The following is a 25,360-nucleotide window of genomic DNA, read 5'->3' on the forward strand; positions in this document are numbered from 1 at the left end:
TCAATGTCCGGAAGCGCGTGCTCTGGCAAGGCTGCCGGTGATATCGGTCCATGCGGGCTCGTCGGGCGCGAAGCGGGCACGTAGGTAGGTGACGAGATCTTCCATGGAGCTGTCGCTCAGCGTCTCCTTGAAGGCAGGCATCGACATCGTTTCCGGCGAATTCCGAGCCTTCATCTCCGCTGGCGCTTCCGCGCCGCCGAGGATGGCCTGGATGATGTTATCGGGAGTCCCTGCGTATAGATTGGAGTTCAGCGCAAGCGAGGTCAGCGCGGTGCTGCTGCTGTGACAGGTGGCACAGGCGCCTTCGAAGATTCGCTGGCCACGGGGAGATGCGGCAAAGGCCGTCTGTTCGGCAGCGGTGGCTTTGGCGATTGCTTCGGCGGCAGCAGCTGCCGGATCGGCCGGAGTTTCCCGCTTGTTCAGGCTGGCGAGATAGGTTGCCATCGCCCGGATATCCTCATCAGGCAGCGGCTCCAGCGCCTTGACGACATGGCCCATCGGTCCAAGGGCGCTGCCATGGTGGGCGGCATTGCCCTTGCGGAGATAGTCGTAGAGCGAGGCTTCGGTCCATTGCACCGGCGACTTACCGGAACCATCGAGCGCCGGCGCATGCCAGCCGTCTGCATAGCCGCCCGCAAGGTGGGACCTGCCCGACATTTCGGCGCCAAGCGCGTTGCGTGGCGAGTGGCAGGCCGAACAGTGGCCCAGTGTTTCTACGAGATAGGCTCCTCTGTTCCAGACAGCATCCTTGTCCGGCTGAAACTGCGTCCCGCTGCGCTGATGGAAGAGCGCATTCCAGCCCGCCATCAATGGGCGGATGTTGAAGGGGAAGGAGAGTTTTGTCTCCGGTGCCTTCGTCTCCACCGGCGGCTGGCTCATGAGATAGGCATAGAGGGCCTGCAGGTCCGCGTCCTCGGCGCCTGCGAAGGATGTGTAGGGATGCGCCGGATAGAGGCGGTGGCCGTCGCGGCTCACCCCGTTGCGCATTGCTCTTTCGAAGGCCGGATAGGACCAGGCGCCGATGCCCGCAGTGACATCGGGGCTGATGTTGCTCGCATAGATCGTACCGAACGGCGTTTCCAGCGCCCGGCCGCCGCCAAAGGCGCGACCGTCGTTCGAGACGTGGCAGACATTGCAGGCCCCGATCGCCGCGGCAAGCTTCCCGCGCTCGATGGTCGAGGCGGAGAAGACGCCAGCATCCGGACGACTGATCTGTGCGATGCTGGGCTGCCACGGCGACAGCAACTGGAGAAGCCCGCCGGCAACGGCAGCAATGCCTGCCGTGCCGAGCGAGAATTGCCACCATTTGCGGGCCTGCTTGGGAGGATCGGCCTGCTTGGAGGTGACATTGCCCAGTCCTGCAAGGACAGCTTCCGGCGTCAGCGGCAATTCGCGGAAGCGGACGCCCGTGGCGTCATAGACGGCATTGGCAATTGCCGCCGCACTCGGGACCGATGCCGACTCGCCGACGCCGAGCGGTGGGTCGTGCGGCCGGTCGAGCATCAGCACATCAATGTCGGGCACCTCGGGGAAGGTGATGATCGGGTAGCCGCCCCATTCCTTGGAGAGCACGGCCGTATCGGAGAACTCGACCCTTTCCTTGAGGACGCGGCTTGTCGACTGGATGACATTGCCATGGATCTGGTGGCGCACGCCATCCGGATTGATCATCAGGCCGGCATCCTGCCCGCAGGTGACCTTGGTAACGGCGATCTCGCCGGTCTTCCTGTTGACCGCCACATCGGCGACCCAGGCCGCCCATGCGGCAGCCGTACCCGGGAATTTCCCGTGGACATAGACGGCATAGGCGAAGCCGCGGCCATAAAGGAGATCGCCTTCGCCCCCTAAGGTGCCCCAGGTCGTGTGCGGTTGCCATTTTGCCCGTTCGGCGACGGCGCGGACGAGTTCGCTGGCGCGCTGATCCGGCAGGTAACGAAGACGGTATTCGATCGGATCGACCTCAGCGGCAGCGGCCAGTTCGTCGATATAGCATTCATGCGCGAAGGTGTTCGGCATCGCCGAGACACCGCGGAACCATGAGGCACGCGCAATCGGCGGCATGTCGTGAACCGTTACCCGGAGGTTGCCATAGGCATAGGGCGGGATTGCGGTTCGATCGCCCATCTGCACGACATCTGCCACCGGAGCGACCTTGCCGGTCAGGATCAGGGCAAGTGTCGGTGAGAGATTGGACGGGTAGCGCGTCTCGAAATCATAGGCTGCCGGTCCGCCTTCGGTATCGAGGCCGCCGCGAACGTCCATGACCTGTGCTGCTCCCTTCGGCTCCCAGGCATGTTCCTGGTCGCGGGTCAGCTGTACGCGAACGGGTGCGCCGACTGCGCGCGAGAGAAGAGCGGCATCCGCCGTCACGTCGTCGGCGCAGTTTCTGCCGTAGCAACCTGCGGCCTCGAGACGCTCGATAATGATCTGTTCTTCCGGGATTTCCATCAGCATCGCGAGATCGCGCCGCATCGGATAGGGGTTCTGCGTTCCCGACCAGACTGTCAGGTGATCGTCCTCGAAATGCGCGACGGCGCATGACGGGCCGATCGAGCCATGCATCTGGTAGGGCCAGACATAGGTGCGATTCATCGCGGAAGGCATGCCTTCCAGCGCCAGATCGACATTGCCGCGGTCGATCAGCTGGCGGGGCGTGGAGGGGTTGGCGCGCAGCGCGATCTCCGGCCGGTTGAGGTCCGGCCGTCGTTCGGGCACGAGCCATTCGACCTTCAGCGCGTTCATCGCGGCAATCGCGTTTTCTTCCCGGGTTGCAACGACGCCGACGAAATCGCCAACGACGACAACGGCGACGAGACCGTCGATATGGGCGACCGAGGTTTCGTCCACGGAGACGAGGCTCGAACCGACTTGGACGCCATGGTCATAGCCGGCATAGGGCGGCCGGATGACGCGGCCATGCAGCATGCCGGCGACACGGACGTCGTGCACGAAAGTCCAGGCGCCGACCGCTTTCAGCGGGATATCGACGCGGGAACGCGATTTGCCGACCAGCCGGTACTCGGCGATGCTCTTCAGAGCGGCATCGGGATCATGTGTCAGATGCTCGTCGAGGCCGTCGACGAGTTCGGCATAGCTGATCGAGGCGTTCCGTTCGCCGTGACAGGAGATGACGCCGTCCTCGATCGTCAGGTTCTCATCCTCGAGACCGAGAACGGTGCGCGCCCGCGCCAGCAGGAAGCGCCGGGCTGTCGCCGCTGCCTGACGCAGTGGAATGGCGGTGACCTGGATGGTTTCGCTGGCAATCGTAGCGCCCTGATCCAGTCCGCCGACGGTGCTGCCGAGCACCATCTCGACACGCTCGAATGCCACATCCAGTTCTTCGGCAACAATCTGCGCCAGCGAGGTGCGGATCCCGGTGCCGAGGTCGACATGGCCATTGAAGGCAACGACATGGCCATCGTCCTGGACGACCAGAAACAGGGGGCCGGTCTGCGTCTTGAAATGAACGCTAAGCATTCGGCTCTCCTTGATCTGCTTTTCTGTCTGCTGGCTGTTCGCTCTGGCTATCCGGCGAATGTGCGGCTTTCGAGAGCATCAGGGCGCGCTTGGCGGCGGCAAGGATTTCACGGTGCGTGCCGCAGCGGCAGAGGTTGTGTTCAAGCGCATGCTTGATCTCGTCGTCGTTGGCATGTGGCTCGCGCAGTGCGAGCGCGGCAACCGTGATGATCATTCCGTTCAGGCAATAGCCGCATTGGGCAGCATTCTCGTCGATAAAAGCCTGCTGCACCGGATGCGGTGCGTCGCCGTTCCCCAGACCTTCGAGCGTCACGACGCTGCGGCTCTGGACGGCGGCGACCGGCACGACGCAGGAACGGACGGCGCGACCGTCGATCAGCACGGCGCAGGCGCCGCATTCGCCAAGCCCGCAACCGAATTTCGGGCCGTTCAGGGCAAGGTCGTTGCGCAAAACATACAGTAATGGGGTCTTCGGATCACAACAGACAATTTGTTGCGTGTTGTTCACTCGGATCGATATCGACGATGCGCTCACGTGAGGATCACTCCCGCGGCATGCCAATCGGTACACCGGTCGGGGAGGGCGATGGTGGCAAAAACGACTGCCAGATCTGGCATCCCAGTCTCCATAGCGAGCTTTCGCCCGCATGATATTCGCAGCCTTTGCATCGGGATCAACCGATATCGCAAAGGAGCGCGTTCCCTTTTTATTTAATAGCGTATACACTGATTTAAGATGGGTCGGCTGTCAACGGGTCGTCCGCCTTAGTTTCTACGTGCTACGCTGCGCACGTTGATAGCGAAGAACATCGGGTCGCCGAAATCTCGCTTGCAATAAATAGTGTATACGCTTAATCTGCCTGAAACTGATGGCGATGCGATATCAGCCAGAAAAAGGGGACTGCTGCTTATGGGAAAACAGAAGATTGCCATTATCGGTGCCGGCCTTGGCGGCGCTGTCGCAGGGTCCCTGCTCCAGCATTCAGGCTTTGATGTCGATGTCTACGAACAGGCGCCAACCTTCTCGCGTCTCGGTGCTGGGATTCATATGGGCCCGAACGTGCTCAAGATCTTCGAGCGCATCGGCGTTGCCGAAAAGGTCGTGTCGATCAGCAGCGCGCCGAAATTCTGGCTGAGCCGCGACGGCATCTCCGGCGAGTATCTCTCCCGCATCCCGCTGGAAGGTTATGGCCACACCTATTGCACCGTCCACCGCGGTGACCTGCAGGCGCTGCAGTGCGACACGCTGAAGGAAGGCACGCTTCACTTCGGCAAGAGGCTGGCGACGATCGAAGACACCGGCAGCGACGTCTATATGACGTTCGAGGATGGGACTTCGGCGCGCGCCGATATCGTCATCGGTGCGGATGGCATCAATTCGAAGGTTCGCGAGACGTTGCTCGGCTTCGAAAGGCCCAATTATAGCGGATGGGTCGGACATCGCGCGCTGATCAATGCCGAGCGCCTCAAGAAGTACGATCTTGAATTCGAGGACTGTGTGAAGTGGTGGGGGCCGGACCGTCACATGATGGTCTATTTCACTACCGGCCGGAAGGACGAGTATTACTACGTGACCGGCGTTCCCCACGAGGCTTGGGAATTTGAAACGGCATTCGTCGACAGCAGCCGCGAGGAAATGCATGCGGCGTTCCCCGGCTATCACCCCGTCATCGAGGCGCTGATCGACAGCACTGAGACAGTGACCAAGTGGCCGCTTTTCAACCGCAATCCGTTGCCGATCTGGAGCCAGGGCCGGCTTGTTATGCTCGGCGATGCGTGCCATCCGATGAAGCCGCACATGGCGCAGGGTGCGGCGATGGCGATCGAAGATGCCGCGATGCTCACCCGTTGCCTGTTGGAAACAGGGATCTCGGATTACGCGACTGCCTTCAAGCTCTATGAAGTCAACCGGCGCGACCGGGCGACGCGGGTGCAGTCGGTCTCCAACGCCAACACGTTTCTGCTGACGCAGGAGGATCCATCCTGGGTCTATGGTTATGACGTCTACGCCGAACCGCTGCGTACGGAGAATGCAGCATGAGCAGCCGGTTCCTCTATGGCGCGAACGTCTTCGCCAATGGCGTCCGCCAGCACTATCTGCGCTACGGCGGCAAAGGGCCGATGGTCGTGCTGGTTCCCGGCATCACGTCGCCGGCGATCACCTGGGGCTTCGTTGCCGAAATCCTGGCGCTGCGCCACGACGTTTACGTCCTCGACGTTCGCGGCCGTGGTCTCTCCTCGACCGGTCCCGATCTTGATTATGGCCTCGACGCAATGGCTGATGATGTGATCGCTTTCGCCAGCGAGCTTCGACTGACCCAGCCCGCCATCCTCGGTCATTCGATGGGCGCGCGCATCGCGATGCGGGCTTCCAACCGCGCGCCAGGTGCCTTCAGCCGTCTCGCGTTGATCGATCCGCCGGTTTCCGGTCCCGGGCGCCGCCCGTATCCGAGCAAGCTGCCCTGGTATACGGATTCGATCGCAATAGCCGAGAAGGGCATGGATGCCGAGGCGATGAAGGCGTTTTGCCCGACTTGGACGGAAGAGCAGCTGCAGCTGCGCGCCGAATGGCTCCACACGTGCTATGCGCCCGGGATCATCAAGGCGTTCAACGATTTCCACGATATCGACATCCTGCCCGATTTCGCCAGCCTGGCAGTTCCGGCGATGCTGATGATCGCTGGCCGCGGCGGCGTGATCCAGGCTGCCGACGAAGAAGAGATCAAGGGGCTTAATCCCTCGCTACAGATCACCCGTGTCGAGAATGCCGGCCACATGATTCCCTGGGATGACTTTGAAGGCTTCTTCGCCGCGCTCGGCGACTTCCTGATTCAGTGACATTTCCATGACGCGGGCAGCCGCGTCATCGCTCTCTTGAACGCATTGCAAAAGGACAAGCCGTGCAAAAGGTCTATCGTATTGGTCAAATCGTGCCGAGCTCCAACACGACGATGGAGACGGAAATTCCTGCGATGCTGCTCGCAAGGCAGTCGATCCGTCCGGAGCGTTTCACCTTCCACTCCAGCCGCATGCGGATGAAGACGGTCAAGAAGGACGAGCTGGCGGCGATGGACGCAGAATCCGATCGCTGCGCCATCGAGCTGTCCGATGCGCAGGTCGATGTTCTTGGTTACGCCTGCCTGGTCGCGATCATGGCGATGGGGCACGGATATCACCGCGAATCCGAGACGCGTCTTCGGGGACGCACGGTCGAGAACGGCGCCAACACGCCTGTGGTTACCAGCGCCGGTGCTCTCGTCGAAGCGCTGAAAGTGATGAAGGCGAAGCGGATCGCCGTGGTAGCGCCCTACATGAAGCCGCTTACCGAACTGGTCGTCGACTACATCCGAAACGAAGGTTTCGAAGTCGGCGACTGGCGCGCACTCGAAATTCCGGACAATCTGGCCGTTGGCCGCCACGATCCGCAGAACCTGCCTGAAATCGTTGCCGGTCTTGATCTGACCGATGTCGACGTGATCGTGCTTTCGGCCTGCGTGCAGATGCCGTCGCTGGCGGCTATCGCCAAGGTCGAGGCGATGACGGGCAAGCCTGTCGTCACGGCTGCCGTTGCCACCACCTACTTCATGCTAAAGTCGCTAGGTCTTGAACCCGTCGTGCCCGGTGCGGGCGCGCTTCTGTCTGGCGCATACTAGGGAGCTCTGCGATGGAGACGGCCGAAGCGAATTACCAAGGGGTGTGGGGTAACAGGATCGGCTTCGGCCGTTCTCCCGCGCTGCTCGTCATCGACTTTCTGAAAGCCTACACGATCGAGAGCGCACCTCTCTATGCGCCCGGCGTCGTCGATGCTGTGGCACAGACGCCGGAACTCATCGAAGCCGCCCGCAAGGCCGGCATCCCGGTCATCCACACCCGCATCCTCTATCTTGCGGACAATTGCGCCGATGGCGGCATGTGGGTGAAGAAGTCCCCGGTCATGAAGGCCATGGTTGAAGGCAATGTGCTTGCGGAGTTCTGCGACGAGGTTGAGCCCGCCAAGAACGAGCTGGTGATCGTCAAGCAATATGCCAGCGCCTTCTTTGGAACCAGCCTGGCCTCGCATCTCCATGCGCTGGGGATCGACACCGTCATCATGGCGGGCTGCTCGACCAGCGGATGCATTCGCGCCAGTGCAGTGGATGCGGTTCAGCACGGTTTCCGAGCCATCGTCGTTCGCGACTGCGTCGGCGACCGTCATCCCGATCCTCACAATGCGAACCTTTTCGATATCGACAGCAAATATGGCGATGTCGTCGTGAAGGCGGAGGCGATTGCCGAAATCGCCAAGGCCAAAGTCTGACTTCCGTAACGATACGGCGCATAGCAGTCCTCAAGCACTATAAGGGAACAAGCATGGATCAGTTTAGCTTCACGGAAATCTGCCTGCATCAGTTGAAGATGTCAGGCGTTCACGAGGGCGAAAAGCTTATCGTCCTGACCCAGGGTAACGAGCGCCTCGATTATGCCGATGCCTTCATGGCGGCGGGCATGCGTCTCGGCGCAAAGATGTACCACATGCGTTTGCCGCCGGTCCCGCCGGCGGGTGCCTGGGCCGTCGGCCAGACCGGACTGGCGGCGATGCCGGATGCGGTGGAAGCGCTCAAGGCCGCAGACATGGTCATCGATTGCATCTTCCTGCTCTTCAGCCCGGAACAGATGGCGATCCAGGCATCCGGCACGCGCATCCTGACGGCGGTCGAGCCGCCGGAAGTTCTCGCCCGTATGCTGCCGACGAAGGAGCTGCGCGAGCGTGTCGAATTCGCCGGCGAGCTTCTGTCCAAGGCCAAGGTGATGCGCATCACCTCCGAGCATGGCACCGACGTCACCTACAAGCTCAACACCTATCCCGCGATCACCGAGTATGCCTGCACCGATGAACCGGGCCGCTGGGACCACTGGCCGTCGGGCTTCGTCTTCACCGGCGGTGACGATGACGGCGTCGATGGTACGATCGTCGTTGCTCCCGGCGATATCCTGCTGCCGCAGAACATGTATGTCCGCGATCCAATCATCTACACGATCGAAAATGGCTGGATCACCGACATTCGCGGCGGTCTCGATGCTGAACTTGTCAAGTCCTACATGGCCGGTTTCAACGACCCGCGCGGCATGGGCATGAGCCATGTCGGCTGGGGCCTCAACCAGAACGCCAAGTGGCATCGCATGGCGCCGGGCGAATTCCCTGGCGGCATGGGCATGGAAGCGCGCTCCTTCTATGGCAACGTGATGTTCTCTACTGGGCCTAATAACGAGCTCGGCGGCCCGAACGACACCGCCTGCCATCTGGATATTCCCATGCGCAATTGCTCGCTCTTCCTCGACGACGAACCAATGGTTCTCAACGGCGACATCGCGGTCAAGGAAATGCAGGCCAAATTCGGCTGATCGAAGTCGCCGTTTTCGGCAATCCAAATCGTTCTTTGCATTCCGGTCGCATATATCGCAACCGGAATGACTGAGCGCGTGCGCCTCGATCCGCGGCCTCAAGGTGGCGAAGATCACCGTTCTCGATGCAAATCCAATAAAAATCAACGAATGAGGGGTTAAAATGCAAACTTCAATCACAGTGGAAGAAGGCATCCGCGCGGCTGGCGTCGGGCGTTTTCAGAAGCGACTTTTCACTATTTTCGGCCTCGTCTGGGCGGCCGACGCCATGCAGGTGTTGGCCATCGGCTTCACCGCACCATCCATCGCAGGAAGCTTCGGCATCACCGTTCCACAGGCATTGCAGACCGGAACTCTCTTCTTTCTGGGCATGCTCGTTGGGGCCTTTGTCTTCGGGCGTCTTGCGGACCGGATCGGCCGCCGGCCCGTGCTGTTCATCGCAATCATTCTCGATGCGATTTGCGGCGTGGCATCCGCCTTCGCGCCGGATTTGCAATGGCTGCTCGTCGCGCGCTTCCTGACAGGCCTCGGAGTCGGCGGAACTCTCCCGGTGGATTACGCCATGATGGCTGAATTCCTTCCCTCCGACCGCCGCGGCCGTTGGCTGGTGCTGCTCGAAGGTTTCTGGGCCGTTGGCACAGTGGCTTTGGCGCTTCTTGCGCTTGTTGCCGGTTCGCAGGGTGGCGAAGCCTGGCGTACGATCTTCTTCGTGACCGGCCTGCCGGCACTGATCGGTGTCATCCTTCGCTTCTATGTGTCGGAATCTCCGCTCTATCTCAATCAGCAGGGGCGTTCGGAAGAGGCTCGCAAGGTGCTCAAGCGCGTCGCGATCTCAAATGGAAACACGGTAGAGATCCCGCCCCTGAAGCCGCAGAAGTCACAGCACAAGTCGATTGCTGCCCTTCTGTCACCTGAGCTTCGCCGCCGAACCGTTTTCCTCATGCTGGCATGGATGCTGATCTCGGTGTCCTACTACGGTGTCTTCGTATATCTGCCCGTTCGACTGGCCGCCGGAGGCATGGGCTTCATGCGCGGACAGCTGTTTCTGGTCGTTCTCGCAATCGCCCAGCTTCCGGGTTATGCGCTGGCGGCCTACGGCGTCGAGAAATGGGGGCGCAAGCCGACCCTCGTCGGCTTCCTGATCCTGAGCGCCGTCGGCACTCTCGGATACGCGCTTGGCCAATCGGTCGAGATCGTCGTGACCGCGACGCTCTTGCTCAGCTTTGCGCTGCTGGGTACTTGGGGGGCTATCTACGCCTTCACGCCGGAAATTTATCCGACCACGCTGCGTGCCAGCGGCATGGGCCTTTCAGGATCGGTCGCGCGTTTCGGCGGGCTTTTGGCGCCATCCATCGTGGCTCCGATCATGACCTCGAACTTCGGCCTCGCACTCGGCGTCATCTCGGCTCTGCTGTTGCTTGCCGCTGTCTGCGTGGCGTTCATCAATGCAGAATCCAGGAACATGGTTCTAGAATAGGAAAACAACCAACTGCGGCGGGCATCATGCCCGCCGCAATGCATTGCGCGGCAAGAATCGCCTGTCTGCCTCCATTATATTACAATCCATGCGGCTTGCGGTTGGCTGCATTTTGAAGGATTAGAAGCATCAATAGAAGCGAGCGCCAAGAGCATGGCAGACAATAACGACATCACGAAAACAGACACACAGGCTGGCTATCAGGTAACCGAGCAGGTGGGACATCTGCTGCGCAAGGCCTATCAGCGCCACTTGGCAATTTTCCAGGACAACGCCGTTGACCCTTCGCTGACCTCAGTCCAGTTTGTGACGCTCTGCGCGCTCCGCGACAACGGCCCGATTTCGCAGGGCGAACTCGTCAAGGCGACCGCCGTCGATCAGGCGACGATCCGTGGCATCATCGATCGCCTCAAATCGAAGAACATGATCGAGATCTCGCGGGATGCCCATGATGGGCGGAAGGTGATCGTTTCTCTCACGCCGGCGGGCGAGGCGATCCTCGAGCAAATGTATCCGCGCGCCCGTTCCATTACCGAGAAGACCATGGGGCCACTCAATCCGGCCGAGCAGGTTGCTTTGCTCTATCTGTTGCGAAAGATTGCCGATGTCGATCCGGAGACGGGGGAGGCTGCAGATCTCGGCTGAGCTGCCCGCGCTTGACGCGCATTGTGCTGGGCTTTGCCCGCTATTCCACGTCGCAATCAAACGAGCTACCCGGCGCCTGACGGTACCGGGTAGCTTCTTGCATTAGCTGGCGTAGAACGCCTTCACTTCCTGCCACAGATTGTTGAAGCTTTCGCGGCGGTCGTCCGGGAGGGCGGATTGGATCGCCATGGTCTTCAGGTATTCGGGCTTGTGGATCTGGCGGTTCAAGTCGTCGGTCGGCAGCTTTTCCATGGCGGCGCCATTGGCCGAGGCGGGAGCGCCGATCTTGGTTGCCCATTCGACATAGAAGTCCGGGTCGATCATGTAGTTGATGAAGGTTGCCGCGGCTTGTGGATCCGGAGCTGAAGCCGGGATGGAGAGGCTGTCAAGCCAGCCGATGCCGCCTTCCTTCGGAACAACGAAATCGACGGGGAGGTGGCTGTTGCGCTTCGAGCGGACCGTCGCACCGGACCAGTAGACAGACAGGTCGAATTCCTTCGCAGCGAAGGACTTGTTCCACTGGTCTTCGCTCGACCAGAGAAGCTTGACGTTCTGCTTGAAGGCCTTGAGCTTTTCGCCGACGGCGGCGAGATCGGTCGGGTTGTTGATGTCCTGGCCGGAGAGCAGCGCGCCGATGGCGACGGCCGTCACGGCGTCATCGAACAGAGCCACCTTACCCTTATGCTCGGGCGCGCCGAGTGCGGCATAGCTGTCCGGTTTCGGCGAGCCCTCGGCGATCGCGAGTGAGGTGATGCCCCAGACCCAGGCGACGCCGTTGGTCTTGCCGTCGAGCTGCAGGTTGGCATGGTTCCTCAGTTCCGGAGAAAGGCCGGCAGAATTCGGGATCTTCGAAAAATCGAGCGGCGTCAGCAGGCCTTCGCCTGCGGCCTGCTGCGAGCGGGCGCTGTTGATCAGCACCACGTCGTATGCGCCCGGATTGGTGCGCAGCTTCGTCAGCATTTCCGGCTCGGAGCTGAAGTAGTCGTGAACGACTTCAATCCCGGTCTTTTCCTTGAAGGCCTTCAGCGCCCAGGCTTCGTCCGTGCCGTAGCCCTGCCAGTTGAGAACGGTGATCTTGCCGGCGGCGTGCGCCGCGCGCGGCGAAAGTGACAGTCCGGTTGTGGCGGCAACCGCTGCAGTGCCCATTAGGCCGAGGGTTTGTCTGCGGGTGAAGTTCATTTCTGTTACCCCTTGTCGATAGTTTTTTGGATTTTTTGTCTGCGGCTGCGCAAGCGACTGCGGCGATGCCTCCCCGCATCCTTCGAACATCCGCAACGAACTATAACTCACGATATTTCCGCCGCAGCGGTCCTAGGGGCCTCTGCGAAAACGTTCGTGTACAAATAACGTGTTCCTAGTTTTGTTTCTTGTCAAGCGCCGCTTTCTGGCGCCTTCCGCGCTTTTTGCGTCGATATACCGACATCCTCGCATATTCAGCGTATTCAGCGACGAGAGGCTAGCCGCCTGCGCCGTGCTAACTTTGGCTATTTGGCAAGGAAAACAGTGTGTAAGCGCCACGCGAAAAAGTGCGCTTGACAACAAGCGGGACTGCTGAAATCATTTGTACACAAAACAAGAAAGAATAACTCGAGGGTGAGCATATGAAGCAAGCTGGGACAATAATGCGAGCAGCCGCTTAGCGGGTAATGCGTGCCTGTATTGGCGCGAAAGGCCTGTGCTGCGGCATGACGCGGCCGGCAAATGACCTTCAATTTGGATTTGACCGCTGCAGCGACGTAAAGGCCGCTGCGGATCGCGGAGGGACGGCTGGATGGCCACACTTAACGCTCAAGAACCCTCAGCGGCTGCGCTGAACACAACACAATCGCGACGGCTTCCGTCGTGGGTGACGACAGGTGCGCTGCTTTTGCCGACCTATGGCTGGCTGACGCTGGCGGTATTCATTCCGCTGCTGGCGATGTTCACTTTCTCCTTCATGACGGCGACGCCGCTCGGCAACAAGCCGATCATCTTTACGCTGAAGCAGTATCGCGCCTTCATCGATCAGCCCTATCTGGTCGGCGTCGGGATCAGCTCGCTACTGATCGGGTTCTGGACGACGTTCTTTTGCGCCGTGCTCGGCTTCTTTGCTGCTCTCGCACTTGCCCGCGCAACGATCGGCAGGACGAAGGAGGTGCTGCTGATCCTCATCCTTCTGCCGTTCTGGACGAACGGTCTGGTGCGCGTCTTCTCCTGGACCATGGTGCTGCGCGAAGGCGGGTTCCTCGACTACATATTGCACATGATCGCGCCGGAGGCCGGTTCGATCGGCTTCCTCTACACGCGCCCGGCGATCGTGGTCGGTCTGGTGCACGGCTATCTGCCCTATATGATCCTGACCTGTTACATTGCGCTTTCGACCATCGATGACGCGATCATCGAGGCAGCCTTCAGTCTCGGCGCCCGCTGGTGGGTCGTGCTCTACAAGATCCTTCTTCCGATGGCTGCGCCCGGCCTGATCTCCGGTGCCGTCCTCACTTTCGTTCCCGTCATCGGTTCGTTCATGGAGCCCCGCATTCTCGGCGGCCGCGTTGGGGTGACGATGGGAACGGTCATTGAGGACCAGTTCACGCAGGCATTCAACTGGCCGCTCGGAGCCTCACTTTCCTTCACGCTTCTGGCCGTGGTTCTGGCGATCTTCGCCACGTTCTCTGGCGTGTTGAAGCGTGGATCGGTCGCATAGGTGCTGGAATGAAAACACTCGGACGTTTCTATCTCTTTGCGATCCTGGCGTTTCTCTACACGCCGATCATCGTGATGATGGCGATGGGCTTCAATGAATCGCCGCTTTACCAACTGCCCTTCAGCTTCTCGACCCGCTGGTACGTGGCCCTGATGGGCAATACCGGCCTGCTGACCTCGGGCATGAACAGCATCATTATAGCCGTGATCACCGCGGTGGTCGCAACCACGCTCGGAACCGTGGCCTCGGTGGCCCTATCGCGCCGCACCTTTCGCGGACGCAGCCTGCTGCAACTGCTGCTCCTGCCGCCGATCGCCATTCCGTGGCTGATCACCGGCACGGCAATGCTCATCTTCTTCTACTGGAGTGGCATTGGCCGCGGCATGCATGCGCTGATTATCGGCCATGTGGCGCTCGCCATCCCCTATGTGGTGATAGTAGTCGGGACGGGCTTCAAGACCATCCGCGCAGATTTGGAAGAGGCCGCGATGAGCCTTGGATCGACTCCGATCCATGCTTTCTATTCGGTGACGCTGCCGCTGCTCTTCCCGAGCATTCTGGGCGCTGCGCTCTTCGCCTTCGCCGTCTCGCTCGATCAGTTCGTGATTTCGTACTTCCTGGCGACGCCGGGTTACACGACGCTGCCAGTGCAGATCTATTCGGCGATCCGCAAGGGCTTCACCCCGGAGATCAACGCGATCTCAACCATCCTGCTGCTCGGCTCCATGGCCGCAATCCTCATCTTTGCACGCTTCGCAAAACCCGGAGAAAATCGTGACCCACGTTAATGTAAAGTCGGTTGCCAAGAGCTATGGTGCGACGCCTGTCCTGTCCGATATTTCGACGGAATTCGCCGAAGGCTCCTTCACCAGTCTGCTCGGCCCCTCGGGCTCCGGCAAGACGACGCTGCTGCGCATTATCGCCGGCTTCATCACCGCCGATCAGGGCAGTGTGGTGATCGGCGATCGGGATGTCACCAATGTTCCGGTCTGGCACCGCAATATCGGCATGATGTTCCAGTCCTACGCGCTCTTCCCGCATATGACGATCGCGCAGAACGTCTCCTTCGGTCTGGAGCGCCGCGGCATCCGTGGCGAGGTCGCCCGCAAGGAAGTCGAGCGTGCGCTTGAAATGGTGCGTCTGCCGGGCTTCGGCGACCGCTATCCGAAGCAACTGTCCGGCGGGCAGCAGCAGCGCGTCGCTCTTGCTCGCGCCATCGTTATCAAGCCGAGCGTGCTTCTGCTGGACGAGCCGCTCTCCGCGCTCGACCGCAGGCTGCGCCAGGAAATGCAGGTCGAGCTCTTGCGCATCCAGCGCGAAAGCGGGCTGACGACGATCTTCGTTACGCATGATCAGGAGGAGGCGCTGACGCTCTCGGACAAGGTGGCGATCCTGGACAAAGGCAAGATCGTTCAGATCGGCGAACCCGCGACCGTCTACGAGCGGCCGCGCACACGGTTTGCGGCTGAGTTCCTTGGTGACTCGAACTTCCTCCCCGGCATCGTCGAAAATGGCGGCGTCCGCCTCGAAGACGGCGGCATGGTCGAGGTCGCCGGCACACTGCCCTCCGCCGGAAAGAAAGTGACGCTCGCGGTGCGTCCCGAAAAGATGTCGCCGTCGGGCGATGGCAAGAACCAGATCTCGGCGCAGATCAAGACGGTGATCTATGCCGGTCCGGTCCTCTCCTATCATTTGGTGACCAATCAGGGCCGAGAACTGAAGCTGTTCTCGCAGAATCGTGACGGCAATCTTCTGCGCGAGGGCGAGAACGTCACGCTGTCTTGGGCACCCGAACACACCGTCGCGCTGGTCGAATAGGATGGAGATCGAGACGATCCTGGATGGCTTCTGTCATGTGGTCATCGACATGCAGCGGCTCTTCGCCGAAACAACCGTGTGGCACGCGCCTGCGATGCAGGACATTCTTGGGAATGTCGTCGCACTCTGCCGGCGCATGCCGTCCGAGACGCTTTATGCCCGCTTCATCGTGCCGGCTTCGGCGGACGAGGCGCCGGGATGCTGGAAGCCTTATTACGAGCGCTGGTCTGTTCTGACGGGCGATCATCACGATCCGGCCCTGCATGAGTTGATGGAACCGCTGAAGGAGATTGCTCCGGCAACACAAGTCTTCGACAAGCCCGGCTATTCGATCTTCTCGAACGAGACGATTCATGCGCGGCTGCAGAGTAAGGGTGTTCGCACCCTGATCTTCTCTGGGGCAGAAACCGATGTCTGCGTCTATTCCAGCGTTCTGCATGCCATAGATCTCAATTATCGCGTCGTGATCGTTACCGATGCTGTGGGAAGCAGCGACAATGCCGCGCATCGTGCCGTGATCGAGCAGCTCGCTCCGCGCATGCCCGAGCAGATATTGTTGTTGTCGACCGAGGCGATCTTGAGTGCCCTGGATAGCGCCGCGGCGAGCGGCGCTCTTACCAAAGGATAATTTGATGCAGAACGGAGATCAGAAGCTGCCGGGTCAGCCGGAGCGCCAGGCGAGCAAAGCTGCTGAAGCGACCTATACCCTTGCCGAGCAGATCGGCTATCTTCTGCGGCAGGCGAACCAGCGGCACGTGGCGATCTTTACCAGTCGGATGAATGAGAAGCTGACCACCACGCAGTGGGCGGCGCTGGTGAAGCTGCGCGATTTGCAGCCCTGCTCGCAGGTCAATCTCGGGCGCGAGACAGCGATGGATGTGGCGACTATTAAGGGCGTTGTCGACCGGTTGGCGAAGCGCAACCTGATCCGCACAGCGCCGGATACGACCGACGCCAGACGCCTTGTCTTGACGCTGACGGAAGAAGGCGAGGCGGCCGTCGCCCGCAATCTTCCCGTTGCGCACGATATTTCGGAAGAGACGCTCTCGACACTGTCGCCAGCCGAACGCGCCATGCTGGCCGAGCTGCTGCGCAAGATTTCCTGAAGCGGGTTAATATCGCCGCCGACATTGCCCGCCTTCTTACCTCAGGAGAGGGCAGGAGCGAAGTTCATCAGAAGAACCATCAAAAGTCCCACGACTGAAACGATCGATTGGATGACCGAGATGGTCCACGTTGCTTCGCTCATGGACATGCCAAAGGACTCCTTGACGAGCCAGAACCCTGCATGATTGGCATAATTGAAGAACAGCGATCCGCATCCGATCGATAACGCCAGTAATGGAACGTTCAGGTTTCCGGCTCCTGCAAGCGGTGCCAAAAGACCGGACGCGCCGACAATCCCAACGGTTGCCGATCCGGTCGAGACTGACAACAGCATTGAAATTATCCAACCGAGAACCAAGGGCGACAGCGAAAATTGCTGACTAAGGTGCATGATTGCATCGCCAACCTTAGCGTCGGTCAGCACGCGCTGAAATGCTCCACCACCAGCGATGATTAGCAGCACGTTCGCGATGGCTTTTACGCTTGCGGACATCGCGTTTCGAAGTTTTTCGGTGTCGCCGCCGCGGGCAAAAATCAAAACGCCGGTGGCGAACAGGACGCCGATCAGCATGGCGATTGCTGGATCGCCAACGAATCCCGTGATCACCTCGAGCGTGGATCCCTTGGGGAAAATGAGCTCTGCGACGGCGTGCAGAAGCATCAGAATGGCGGGAAGCAACGCGGTCAGTAGGCTGATCCCGATGCTCGGAGGATCATCATGGGAGGTTGTCTGGCCTGCCGCAGTGGCCGCAAATTGGTCTATTAGCGCTTCGTCGGGGTGAACTTTGAGCTTCGACGTGATGAACGCGCCATAGACCGGGCCGCCAAGCACGATAGCGGCAATCGCCGCGATAAAGCCATAAAGCATTGTCGCACCGACATTGGTATGCAGCGCAGCTATGGCGGTCAGTGGGCCGGGGTGTGGCGGCACCATACCGTGCATGGCTGCGAGCGCGGCGATGACTGGCACGCCGATATAGACGTAAGGCGACCCCACGATGCTCTTCGAGCCGTCAAGTTTCCGGGCAACGCTGAAAATCAAAGGAAGCAAGATCACGAGGCCGACTTCGAAGAACATGGGTATGCCGATAACGAACGCGGCACCCGCCATCGCCCAAGGAAGATATTTGGTCGAGGTCCGGTTTATAATTATTTCGGCAATGCTATTCGTGATCCCTGAATCAGCGAGAATCTTCCCGAGCATCGCGCCGAGGGCAACGACTATACCTACTGCTCCCAAAGTGTTACCCGCGCCGGTTTCTATCGATTTGACTACCTTTTCGCCTCGCATCCCCGTGATCAGACCAACCGCAATCGACGTTATCATAAGTGCTAGCAGCGGATGAAAACGCAGTTTCGAGACAATAAGGGCGACAAGAAAGATGACGCCTCCGATTGCGGTAAGAAGTAACTGGATGTCGGCGGAACTCATGCTCGGCTCTCAATTTGGTTGTTTTGACGCAAACGATGGTCCGAATCGATCGGGTGCCATCACCCGTGGCATTGACTCTTCTTTCGGAGCCGTCGCCCCCGTCAAGAGATCGGGCTGAAAGATTGACGGGACCGGAAGTGAGGCAGGGATGTCGCGCACCGCCTTTGCGGTGACCTTCAAGGAAAGGGTTGGCCTGTCGCCGATGCACTATCTGACTCGCTGGCGCATAATGCAGGCGGCAGACAGGCTGACCTCGACGCGTCAGTCGCTTGCTGAGATCGGGTTGGCGCTTGGTTATGAGTCCGAAAAGTCCTTCGGCACGGCCTTCGAGCGGGCGATGAATTGTCGCCCAGTGAATATGGGCGCAGGCAAGGCGAGAAACGGATTTCGGCGCTTCGCACCGCTTCCGGCCGTGGTCGTCATCTTCTTCGCCCCCTTCAGATGAAGTGCCGGATCAGTTCGCTGCAGTTCGCGGCTTTACTCAGAGGCCGGACGGGCCGCTGGAACGCCTTCAGGAGCAGAAACGAGTTGCTGCACGTGGCGCCCAGCGCCAGTCCGACATGGCGGGTGAACGGTGAACGCGCTCGTTCTTGCCATCCGGTCCCGGAAGCTGCTGCTCATACAGCTCTGTTCGAACGACTGGATTCTTGATCGTCTTAAAATCCATCTCTCTTTGCTCCGGCTGATCTTGATGAAGGGCGGTCGCCTGGATGCGACTATGGATGCAACGCCATCGCAAATGCCGCTCACGAAACGGCGTCGCCGCCCGGCTCTGTTTTAGGAAGAGCCGGGCGACCTTCAGCTCAGGCGCGGACAATGATCTTGCCGCGGGCGCGGCCCGATGCCTGCCGGGCGAAGCCCGCCGTCGCATCGTTCAGATCGATCACCCGGTCGGTCAGAACCTGCACACCGCCGGCGACCTTATCGATGACGGTGGCAAGGCGGCCAGCATCCGAGGAATGGAAGACGAAGGCTGCCGACACGCCGTGCGCCTTGGCCAGCGCCTCGTCGGGCGGCGAAACCGTGGTGGCGAGGAACCCGCCCGGGCGCAGCACGTCGAACGAACGCGCCTGGGTGTCGCCGCCGATCGTGTCGATCACCACGTCGACGTCGGAAACATGGCGGGTGAAATCCTCGGTCGTGTAGTCGATCACCTGGTCAGCGCCCAGCCGCTCGGCAATGGCGATGCCGTCACCCGAGGCGGTGGTGATAACCCGCGCCCCAGCGGCCCGGGCGAACTGGATGGCGAAGCTGCCAACGCCGCCGGCGCCGGCATGGATGAGCACGGTCTGGCCAGACTTGAGTTTGGCGACTTCGAACAGCGCCTGCCAGGCGGTGCCCGCTGCGGTGGGAACGCCGGCCGCATCTTCGAACGACACGCCTGCGGGAATGCGGACGAGCTGATCGACTGGAACGATCGCATATTCGGCGATCGCGCCACCGGCAGTCGGCGCCGTGCGGGCCACGACCCGCTCACCGATTGTGAAACCGCCATTGCCTTCACCGAAGCTCTCCACCGTGCCGGCGAGGTCGGTGCCGATCGTGTAGGAGAAGCTCAGCGGGAAGAACGCGTCCATGTAGCCCTGCTGGAGCTTGTTATCGAGCGGGTTGATGCTCGCCGACACCACCTTGACCAGCGCTTCGCCGGCCTTAGGCTTGGGAGTGTCCACCGACACGAAAGCGGGGTCGGCACCGTAGCTGTTGATCCGAAACGCCTTCATCGACCTTACTCCTGTCCGGCGCCTATTGCGCCCATTTGGTGCAGCCAGCCGAACCAGTCTTCCATGTGCCAGGTCTTGGTGATACGGCCGTTCTCGACATGATGGAATTCGTGGATCGGCAGCACGAACGCCTTGCCGGTTGGCTTGACGCCAAACCACTCGCCCTTGTGCGTGCCAGTGATCTCGGCACGAACCGCGGCCTTGCCGGCAACGCCGATGAGCTCGTGAATGGTGATACGGGCATCGGGGAAGGCAGCATTGAAGGCGCGGATCATTGGCTTCATCGCCTCACGGCCCGGGTCCTGACCGGGAGCCAGCGGGATGTCCTGCCAATCCTCGGTAACAGCGTTGTCGAGTGCATCGGGGTTGTTGGAAAAAGCGCTGTAGAGCGTTTCGATCGCCTTGCGATCCTGCTCCGACAGCGTGCTTTGGGTGGCTGCTTGCTGGGTCATGGTAAACTCCGTCTCGTTGACGTGAATTCATCTACCCGGTCTGGCTCCATCATTGAAATCGATAATCTGTATGTGGTAGTATCCGTTCTATGGATTTGAATGGCACAGACCTTAATTTGCTCGTGGCCTTCGACGCGTTGATGGCCGAGCGCAGCGTGACGCGCGCTGGCAAGCGGATCGGTCGAACTCAGCCGGCCATGAGCGCGGCTCTCGCGCGCCTACGGGCGCTGTTTCAGGACGACCTCTTCGTCCGAAGCCCGGCGGGACTGCAGCCAACCCAGCGTGCAACCGAACTGGCGGAGCCACTCTCGCGCGCCTTGGCGGAGATCGGACGAGCGCTCGACTATACGCAGACCTTCGATCCCGTCAGCTCATCGCAATCCTTCACCCTCGCACTATCGGATCACCCGGCTTTTGTTCTGCTGCCCCAGCTTGTCGATGTGCTGCGAGAGCGGGCGCCGGGGATTACGCTTCGCATCAATGCCTTTACGCACCGCGACGATGCCATCTCCCTGCTTGACGCAGGCGAAGCTGATCTGACGATCGGCGTGCCGCCCCGTCAGACGCCAGGGGGCCGCATCATCAGTTGTCCTCTGTTCGAGGAACGCTTTGTCTGCGTTCTACGACGCTCGCACCCCATGGCAAGTCGCCCTCTCGACCTACGGACTTTTCTGAGCCTGTCCCATCTGCTGATCTCACCAGAAGGCGAGCGATTTGGACAGGTCGACGCGGCGCTGGCGGCAAGCGGGCAGCGTCGCCGCATCGCCGTGTCTCTCCCGCAGATGTACGCCGCACCGTTGATGGTCGCCCGGTCGGACCTGATTGCGACCATTATGGAAGGCGTGGTCACCCGCTCCGGCTTCAGGAACGAGCTTATGCTGCTGCCTCCGCCATTATCGTTGCCTCCGGTCTCGTTCGTCATGTCTTGGCACCGTCGGAATGAGGTTCACCCGGTGCAGCGCTGGATGCGCGATCTGCTCGTCGAGCTCGCTTCCTCCATTCACCAATCAGATGTATTGATATAACAAGTATCGATTGGGAATATATCGACCGATCCCCTAACTCTGCTTTCAAGCAAGTAAGTGGAGTTCATCATGCAAGTTGCTATTGTAACTGGCGGCTCTCGCGGCATCGGCCGCGCGGCGTCCGTCGCCCTGGCGCGCCGCGGCTTCGCGGTTGTCGTCAACTATGCCCGTTCGGCCGATGATGCGGCAGTGGTCTTATCACAGATTGAGACGATCGGCGGCGAGGCCATCGCCATCAAGGCGGATGTGGCATCAGCCGAGCAGGTCAAGGCGCTGTTCGACGGCGCGCAGCAGCAGTTTGGCGGGATCGATGTCCTGGTCGCCTGCGCGGGCGTGATGACGCCTTCGCCCTTGGCGAACGTGACGGATGAAGATTTCGATCGTCATTTCACCGTCAATGTGCGTGGGACCTTCAACGCCTTTCGCGAGGCCGCCAATCGGGTACGCGATAACGGCCGCCTGATCGGTTTCTCCAGCACGACGCTGGCGCTCAACGCGCCGGGCTACAGTATTTACAATGCCACCAAAGGCGCGGTGGAAGGCATGGTGCGCGTCGTCGCCAAAGAACTGGGCGGGCGGGGCATCACCGTCAACGCCGTTGCGCCGGGTCCTGTCGAGACGGAACTGTTCCTACGCGGCAAACCGCAGGAACTGGTCGACCGCATGGCGTCGATGGCTCCCCTGAACCGGCTCGGTCAGCCCGACGACATTGCGGAAGTGGTCGCTTTCCTCGCGTCGAGGGAAGCGGGATGGGTCAACGGCCAGGTGCTTCGCGCCAATGGCGGCATCGCGTAAGAGAGTGAAATCATGGATAGGCAGATCATTCTTGTCACGGGAGCCGGTTCGGGTATCGGCAACGCCATCGCCGTGGTCCTCGCGCGCGCCGGCCATTGTGTCTATGCGAGCCTGCGGCTCGCGCGTCCTGAAGGCGAGCAGCGCGCCGCTACCATCCGGGAACTTGCAAAGCGAGACGGCCTGGACCTTCATGTGGTCGATCTCGACGTGCTGTCGGAGGCAAGTTGCCGGGCGGCGGTTGACCTGGTGCTGGTCGAACAGGGCCGCATCGACGTGGTCGTCAACAACGCCGGGATGTTGATGACGGGCATAACCGAAGCGTTCGATCCCGATCAGTTGCAGCGGATTTTCGATACTTGCGCCACGTCTTGGTTGCGCATGAACCGTGCCGCCCTTCCTGTCATGCGCCGTCAGGGATACGGCACGCTGGCCTACACCGGCAGCACGACGGCCCATCTCGCCGAACCCTTCCTCGGTCCCTATGCCGCCGCCAAGGCAGCCGGTGAGGCGATCGCCGAAGTGATGGGAATGGAAGCGCGTCCGTTCGGGATCGACACCATCATCCTCGTGCCCGGGGCCTTCACCGCCGGAACCGAGCATTTCGCGCATGCCAACCAGCCCGCTTATCCGTCGATCCAGGCTCAATACGGTGATCTGCCGGCACGCGCCGCAACGCTCGGTGCCAAGCTGGAGGCGCTCGATGCGAAGCATGGCGGATCGCTCGATGTTTCCGCGGTCGGCGAAGCATTGCGCGACGCTCTGGCGATGCCGCACAATGAACGGCCCTATCGCGTCTATGTCGATGGCCAGCATAAGGGCGTCGAGCAGGTGCTGGCCGGGCAGGAGCGGCGTCAAGCCGATCTTCTCGACCAATTCGGCTTGTCCGAACTCATGCCTAAGATCCTGACGGCAGGGTAAGCAAGCCATTCGCGCGGGCGCGCTCAATCGATATTGATGCGGGCCTGCGGATGGAGGGCAGGCTGCGACCGGTCGTGTTCCGGGCCAGTGTTACCGAAATGGTCGTGCCCTATGCCGATCCGACCGCGAACCACTATTGGAAAAGCGCCTTCGATGCCGGGGAATATGGCCTGGGCCGGTTGGCCAATAGCCTTGAGCTCGGCTGCGACTGCCTTGGCCATATTCACTATTTCGACGTACCGGCGGCAGACGATCTCGGCCAGCCCTTCACCATGAAGAACGCCATCTGCATGCATGAGGAAGATTATGGCATTCTCTGGAAGCACTATGAGTTCCGCAACGGCATTTTTGAAGTGCGCCGGTCGCGCCGTCTGGTCATTTCGTTCTTCGCGACCGTCGGCAATTACGACTACGGCTTCTACTGGTATCTTTACCAGGACGGCACGATCCAGCTCGAGGCCAAGCTCACGGGTATCATCCAGACGGCGGCGGTGGCGACCGGCGAGACCTATCCCTGGGGTGGCATGGTCGATGATAATCTCGGCGGCCCGACCCACCAGCATTTCTTCAATGCGCGCCTGCACATGGATATCGATGGCGGCGGCAATACTGTGACGGAGCATGATTTCGTGCCCCGTCCCTGGGGCGAAGACAATCCCTATGGCAATGTGTTCGACACCAGGACGCGTGTGCTGAAGCGTGAACTGGATTCACCCGCGCTCGCCAATGGTGAGACCGGTCGCTATTGGAAAGTTTCCAACCCCAATATTCAAAACAGCGTCGGCAAGGCACCGGGCTACAAGATTGTCGTCATGCCGTCGCCGGTCATGCTTGCCCAGCCGGAGTCCACCGTTGCCCAGCGCGGCGGCTTTGCCAAGAAACACATCTGGGTCACCGCCTTCGATGCCAGGGAGAAATATGCGAGCGGCGATTATCCGAACGTGCATGCCGGCGGCGACGGTCTGCCGAGCTATGTCAAGCAGAACCGCGAAATCGACAATGCGGATGTCGTGCTCTGGCATTCCTTCGGTCATACCCACGTCTGCAAGCCCGAAGATTTTCCGATCATGCCGGTGGAATATGCCGGCTTCACGCTGAAACCGAACGGTTTCTTCGCCTCCAACATAGCCATGGACCTGCCGCCGGAGGCAAACGGGCACAGTGTCGACAATCGGCTGTCGCCCGACAAAATCAAAGACAGTTCCTGCTGCCATACGTGAAGTGTAGCAGCAGACCGTCGGAAGACATGCGGGCCGTTGACTGTGGGATGGCCCGCCCTTCCGAGGTCATCGAATATCATGATCCTTCACTGAAGGAAGAGGAGTCGATCCATCACGATTTCAATTTCGAGCATCGGCATTGGCCGATCCGATTTTTCCAGAAACATGCGGGCCTTGCACACACAGGATACCTCTGCAGTCGTGTAGGCACTTAGCAGCCCCAGCGCAACGCAGCGGTTGAAACGGGCGAATCCCACAGAGAAAACTCGTCGTCGCTCAGGAAAGCGAGCGTGACGGAAAGGCCCTGCATGTCGAGCGACGTGGCATAAGTGCCGACAAGCGAGCGCTCGATCCGCAGGCCGTGCTCGACCATGAAGTTGTGAGCAATATTGTAGGCGAGATAGAGTTCGGCTGGTGGAGTGCCGCCAAGTCCGTTGACGAGCAACAGTCCTTTGTCCGTGGCTTGCCTGATGTCGTCGACGATTGCCTCGCATAGACGTCTGACGATGGCGTCGGCCTTGGCAAAGGGCTGCCTTGAATGGCCCGGCTCCCCGTGAATCCCGACGCCCATTTCTATCTCGTTCGATCCGAGCGTGAACGTCTTGCGCTGCGTGTGCGGCACGGTCACACCGGTCAGGGCAACGCCCATCGACCGAATGCGCGGCGAGAGGCTGTCGCCGATGGCTTTCAGCTGTGCGAGCGATGCACCCTGCTCAGCCGCGGCACCAAGAAGCCTTTCTGTGATAACCGTGCCGGCAACGCCGCGCCGTCCACGGCCGTCGCCGGCTCTCACCGTTTCGATGTCGTCGCAGGCAAGAACCATTTCGATGCTGTGCCGGCCGGCCGCCATCTCTGCCGCCATCTCAAAGTTCATCACGTCGCCGTCATAGTTTTTCACGACCAGCAGGCAACCGGCGCCAGTGTCCGTTTCCTCGATCGCGCTGATGATCTGGCTCGGCGTCGGAGATGTGAAAACATGCCCGACACAGGCGGCATCGAGCATTCCGCGACCGACAAAGCCGATGTGCATTGGCTCGTGGCCCGCCCCGCCGCCGGAGATGATTGCGACCTTGCCGGGAACCAAGCGGCGACGGCGTATGAATTTGCGGTCGGCGCCAAACGCAACGAATTCTTCATGGGCACGCACGAAGCCTTCGATGCTTTCAGCGACCATGGACTCCGCCGTGTTCATGAATTTCTTCATCGAG

Annotated in this window: 23 protein-coding genes and 1 pseudogene; 17 read left to right on the forward strand and 7 right to left on the reverse strand. The window is 60.6% G+C overall.

Features of this window, described 5'->3' with window-relative positions:
- Both PH552_RS02150 and PH552_RS02155 read right to left on the reverse strand, forming a co-directional pair.
- On the reverse strand, positions 1-3,477 hold the full coding sequence (locus tag PH552_RS02150) for a molybdopterin cofactor-binding domain-containing protein (RefSeq protein WP_285165433.1): 3,477 nt from the start codon (positions 3,475-3,477) through the stop codon (positions 1-3).
- Entirely contained in the window at positions 3,470-4,012 is a 543-nt protein-coding gene (locus PH552_RS02155) for a (2Fe-2S)-binding protein (protein WP_432422002.1), read from the reverse strand. The genes PH552_RS02150 and PH552_RS02155 overlap by 8 nt, the downstream gene beginning before the upstream one ends.
- 375 nt (positions 4,013-4,387) lie before the next feature.
- On the opposite strand from PH552_RS02155, the gene PH552_RS02160 reads away from it, so the two are divergent.
- From PH552_RS02160 to PH552_RS02190, 7 genes are all read left to right on the forward strand, one after another.
- Complete coding sequence (locus PH552_RS02160) at positions 4,388-5,518, forward strand: FAD-dependent monooxygenase (protein ID WP_183764610.1); 1,131 nt, start codon at positions 4,388-4,390, stop codon at positions 5,516-5,518.
- Positions 5,515-6,315 (forward strand): alpha/beta fold hydrolase, encoded by an 801-nt coding sequence (locus PH552_RS02165; RefSeq protein WP_183764608.1) that lies wholly within the window; start codon positions 5,515-5,517, stop codon positions 6,313-6,315. Before PH552_RS02160 ends, PH552_RS02165 begins: the two co-directional genes overlap by 4 nt.
- Positions 6,316-6,377: 62 nt before the next feature.
- On the forward strand, positions 6,378-7,130 hold the full coding sequence (locus PH552_RS02170; protein WP_112342077.1) for a maleate cis-trans isomerase family protein: 753 nt from the start codon (positions 6,378-6,380) through the stop codon (positions 7,128-7,130).
- 11 nt (positions 7,131-7,141) lie between these two features.
- Positions 7,142-7,774, forward strand: coding sequence for an N-carbamoylsarcosine amidohydrolase (locus PH552_RS02175; RefSeq protein WP_183764605.1), 633 nt, complete (start codon positions 7,142-7,144; stop codon positions 7,772-7,774).
- 53 nt (positions 7,775-7,827) lie between these two features.
- Positions 7,828-8,859 (forward strand): 2,5-dihydroxypyridine 5,6-dioxygenase NicX family protein, encoded by a 1,032-nt coding sequence (locus tag PH552_RS02180; RefSeq protein ID WP_145646436.1) that lies wholly within the window; start codon positions 7,828-7,830, stop codon positions 8,857-8,859.
- A 163-nt stretch (positions 8,860-9,022) separates the two neighbouring features.
- Positions 9,023-10,336: an MFS transporter gene (locus PH552_RS02185; protein ID WP_285165434.1), complete on the forward strand. Its 1,314-nt coding sequence runs from the start codon at positions 9,023-9,025 to the stop codon at positions 10,334-10,336.
- A gap of 153 nt (positions 10,337-10,489) precedes the next feature.
- The gene (locus PH552_RS02190; RefSeq protein WP_183764596.1) at positions 10,490-10,981 is read left to right on the forward strand and encodes a MarR family winged helix-turn-helix transcriptional regulator; all 492 of its coding nucleotides are present in this window, start codon (positions 10,490-10,492) and stop codon (positions 10,979-10,981) included.
- A gap of 102 nt (positions 10,982-11,083) precedes the next feature.
- Here PH552_RS02190 and PH552_RS02195 read toward each other — a convergent pair whose 3' ends face one another.
- Positions 11,084-12,160 carry an ABC transporter substrate-binding protein gene (locus PH552_RS02195; protein WP_285165435.1) on the reverse strand — a complete coding sequence of 359 codons (1,077 nt, stop codon included), beginning with the start codon at positions 12,158-12,160 and terminating at the stop codon, positions 11,084-11,086.
- 592 nt (positions 12,161-12,752) lie between these two features.
- Between PH552_RS02195 and PH552_RS02200 the strand changes: the two genes are divergently transcribed.
- Genes PH552_RS02200 through PH552_RS02220 form a run of 5 tightly spaced genes read left to right on the forward strand, consistent with a single transcriptional unit; the run spans position 12,753 to position 16,588 of the window.
- Positions 12,753-13,664, forward strand: coding sequence for an ABC transporter permease (locus tag PH552_RS02200; protein ID WP_112342072.1), 912 nt, complete (start codon positions 12,753-12,755; stop codon positions 13,662-13,664).
- Between the two features lie 8 nt (positions 13,665-13,672).
- Complete coding sequence (locus PH552_RS02205; RefSeq protein WP_112342071.1) at positions 13,673-14,452, forward strand: ABC transporter permease; 780 nt, start codon at positions 13,673-13,675, stop codon at positions 14,450-14,452.
- Positions 14,439-15,482, forward strand: coding sequence for an ABC transporter ATP-binding protein (locus tag PH552_RS02210; RefSeq protein WP_112342070.1), 1,044 nt, complete (start codon positions 14,439-14,441; stop codon positions 15,480-15,482). Before PH552_RS02205 ends, PH552_RS02210 begins: the two co-directional genes overlap by 14 nt.
- Position 15,483: 1 nt before the next feature.
- Positions 15,484-16,110 carry a cysteine hydrolase family protein gene (locus tag PH552_RS02215; protein ID WP_183764587.1) on the forward strand — a complete coding sequence of 209 codons (627 nt, stop codon included), beginning with the start codon at positions 15,484-15,486 and terminating at the stop codon, positions 16,108-16,110.
- Between the two features lie 4 nt (positions 16,111-16,114).
- On the forward strand, positions 16,115-16,588 hold the full coding sequence (locus PH552_RS02220; protein ID WP_183764584.1) for a MarR family winged helix-turn-helix transcriptional regulator: 474 nt from the start codon (positions 16,115-16,117) through the stop codon (positions 16,586-16,588).
- Positions 16,589-16,629: 41 nt separating this feature from the next.
- Here PH552_RS02220 and PH552_RS02225 read toward each other — a convergent pair whose 3' ends face one another.
- Complete coding sequence (locus PH552_RS02225) at positions 16,630-18,021, reverse strand: GntP family permease (protein WP_285165436.1); 1,392 nt, start codon at positions 18,019-18,021, stop codon at positions 16,630-16,632.
- A gap of 148 nt (positions 18,022-18,169) precedes the next feature.
- On the opposite strand from PH552_RS02225, the gene PH552_RS02230 reads away from it, so the two are divergent.
- Positions 18,170-18,466, forward strand: coding sequence for a helix-turn-helix domain-containing protein (locus tag PH552_RS02230; RefSeq protein WP_183764579.1), 297 nt, complete (start codon positions 18,170-18,172; stop codon positions 18,464-18,466).
- Positions 18,467-18,824: 358 nt separating this feature from the next.
- Here PH552_RS02230 and PH552_RS02235 read toward each other — a convergent pair whose 3' ends face one another.
- Together PH552_RS02235 and PH552_RS02240 are read right to left on the reverse strand one after the other, a co-directional pair.
- A complete protein-coding gene (locus tag PH552_RS02235) occupies positions 18,825-19,742 on the reverse strand; it encodes an NADP-dependent oxidoreductase (protein ID WP_183764576.1) in 918 nt (305 codons plus the stop codon).
- A gap of 5 nt (positions 19,743-19,747) precedes the next feature.
- Positions 19,748-20,194 (reverse strand): ester cyclase, encoded by a 447-nt coding sequence (locus tag PH552_RS02240; protein WP_183764573.1) that lies wholly within the window; start codon positions 20,192-20,194, stop codon positions 19,748-19,750.
- An 89-nt stretch (positions 20,195-20,283) separates the two neighbouring features.
- Here PH552_RS02240 and PH552_RS02245 point away from each other — a divergent pair, with 89 nt between their 5' ends.
- The 4 genes and pseudogenes from PH552_RS02245 to PH552_RS02260 all read left to right on the forward strand — a co-directional run.
- A complete protein-coding gene (locus PH552_RS02245; RefSeq protein ID WP_183764570.1) occupies positions 20,284-21,219 on the forward strand; it encodes a LysR family transcriptional regulator in 936 nt (311 codons plus the stop codon).
- A 69-nt stretch (positions 21,220-21,288) separates the two neighbouring features.
- Entirely contained in the window at positions 21,289-22,014 is a 726-nt protein-coding gene (locus PH552_RS02250; RefSeq protein WP_183764568.1) for an SDR family oxidoreductase, read from the forward strand.
- A gap of 12 nt (positions 22,015-22,026) precedes the next feature.
- Complete coding sequence (locus PH552_RS02255) at positions 22,027-22,932, forward strand: SDR family NAD(P)-dependent oxidoreductase (RefSeq protein ID WP_183764565.1); 906 nt, start codon at positions 22,027-22,029, stop codon at positions 22,930-22,932.
- 50 nt (positions 22,933-22,982) lie between these two features.
- Positions 22,983-24,152, forward strand: a pseudogene (locus PH552_RS02260) (copper amine oxidase); the annotation flags it as partial.
- Between the two features lie 211 nt (positions 24,153-24,363).
- Here the strand turns inward: PH552_RS02260 and PH552_RS02265 are convergent.
- Positions 24,364-25,356, reverse strand: coding sequence for a dihydroxyacetone kinase subunit DhaK (locus tag PH552_RS02265; RefSeq protein WP_183764563.1), 993 nt, complete (start codon positions 25,354-25,356; stop codon positions 24,364-24,366).
- Positions 25,357-25,360: the final 4 nt, after the last annotated feature.

The sequence above is a fragment of the Rhizobium aureum genome (genome assembly GCF_030182495.1).
Lineage (GTDB): Bacteria > Pseudomonadota > Alphaproteobacteria > Rhizobiales > Rhizobiaceae > Rhizobium > Rhizobium tropici_C.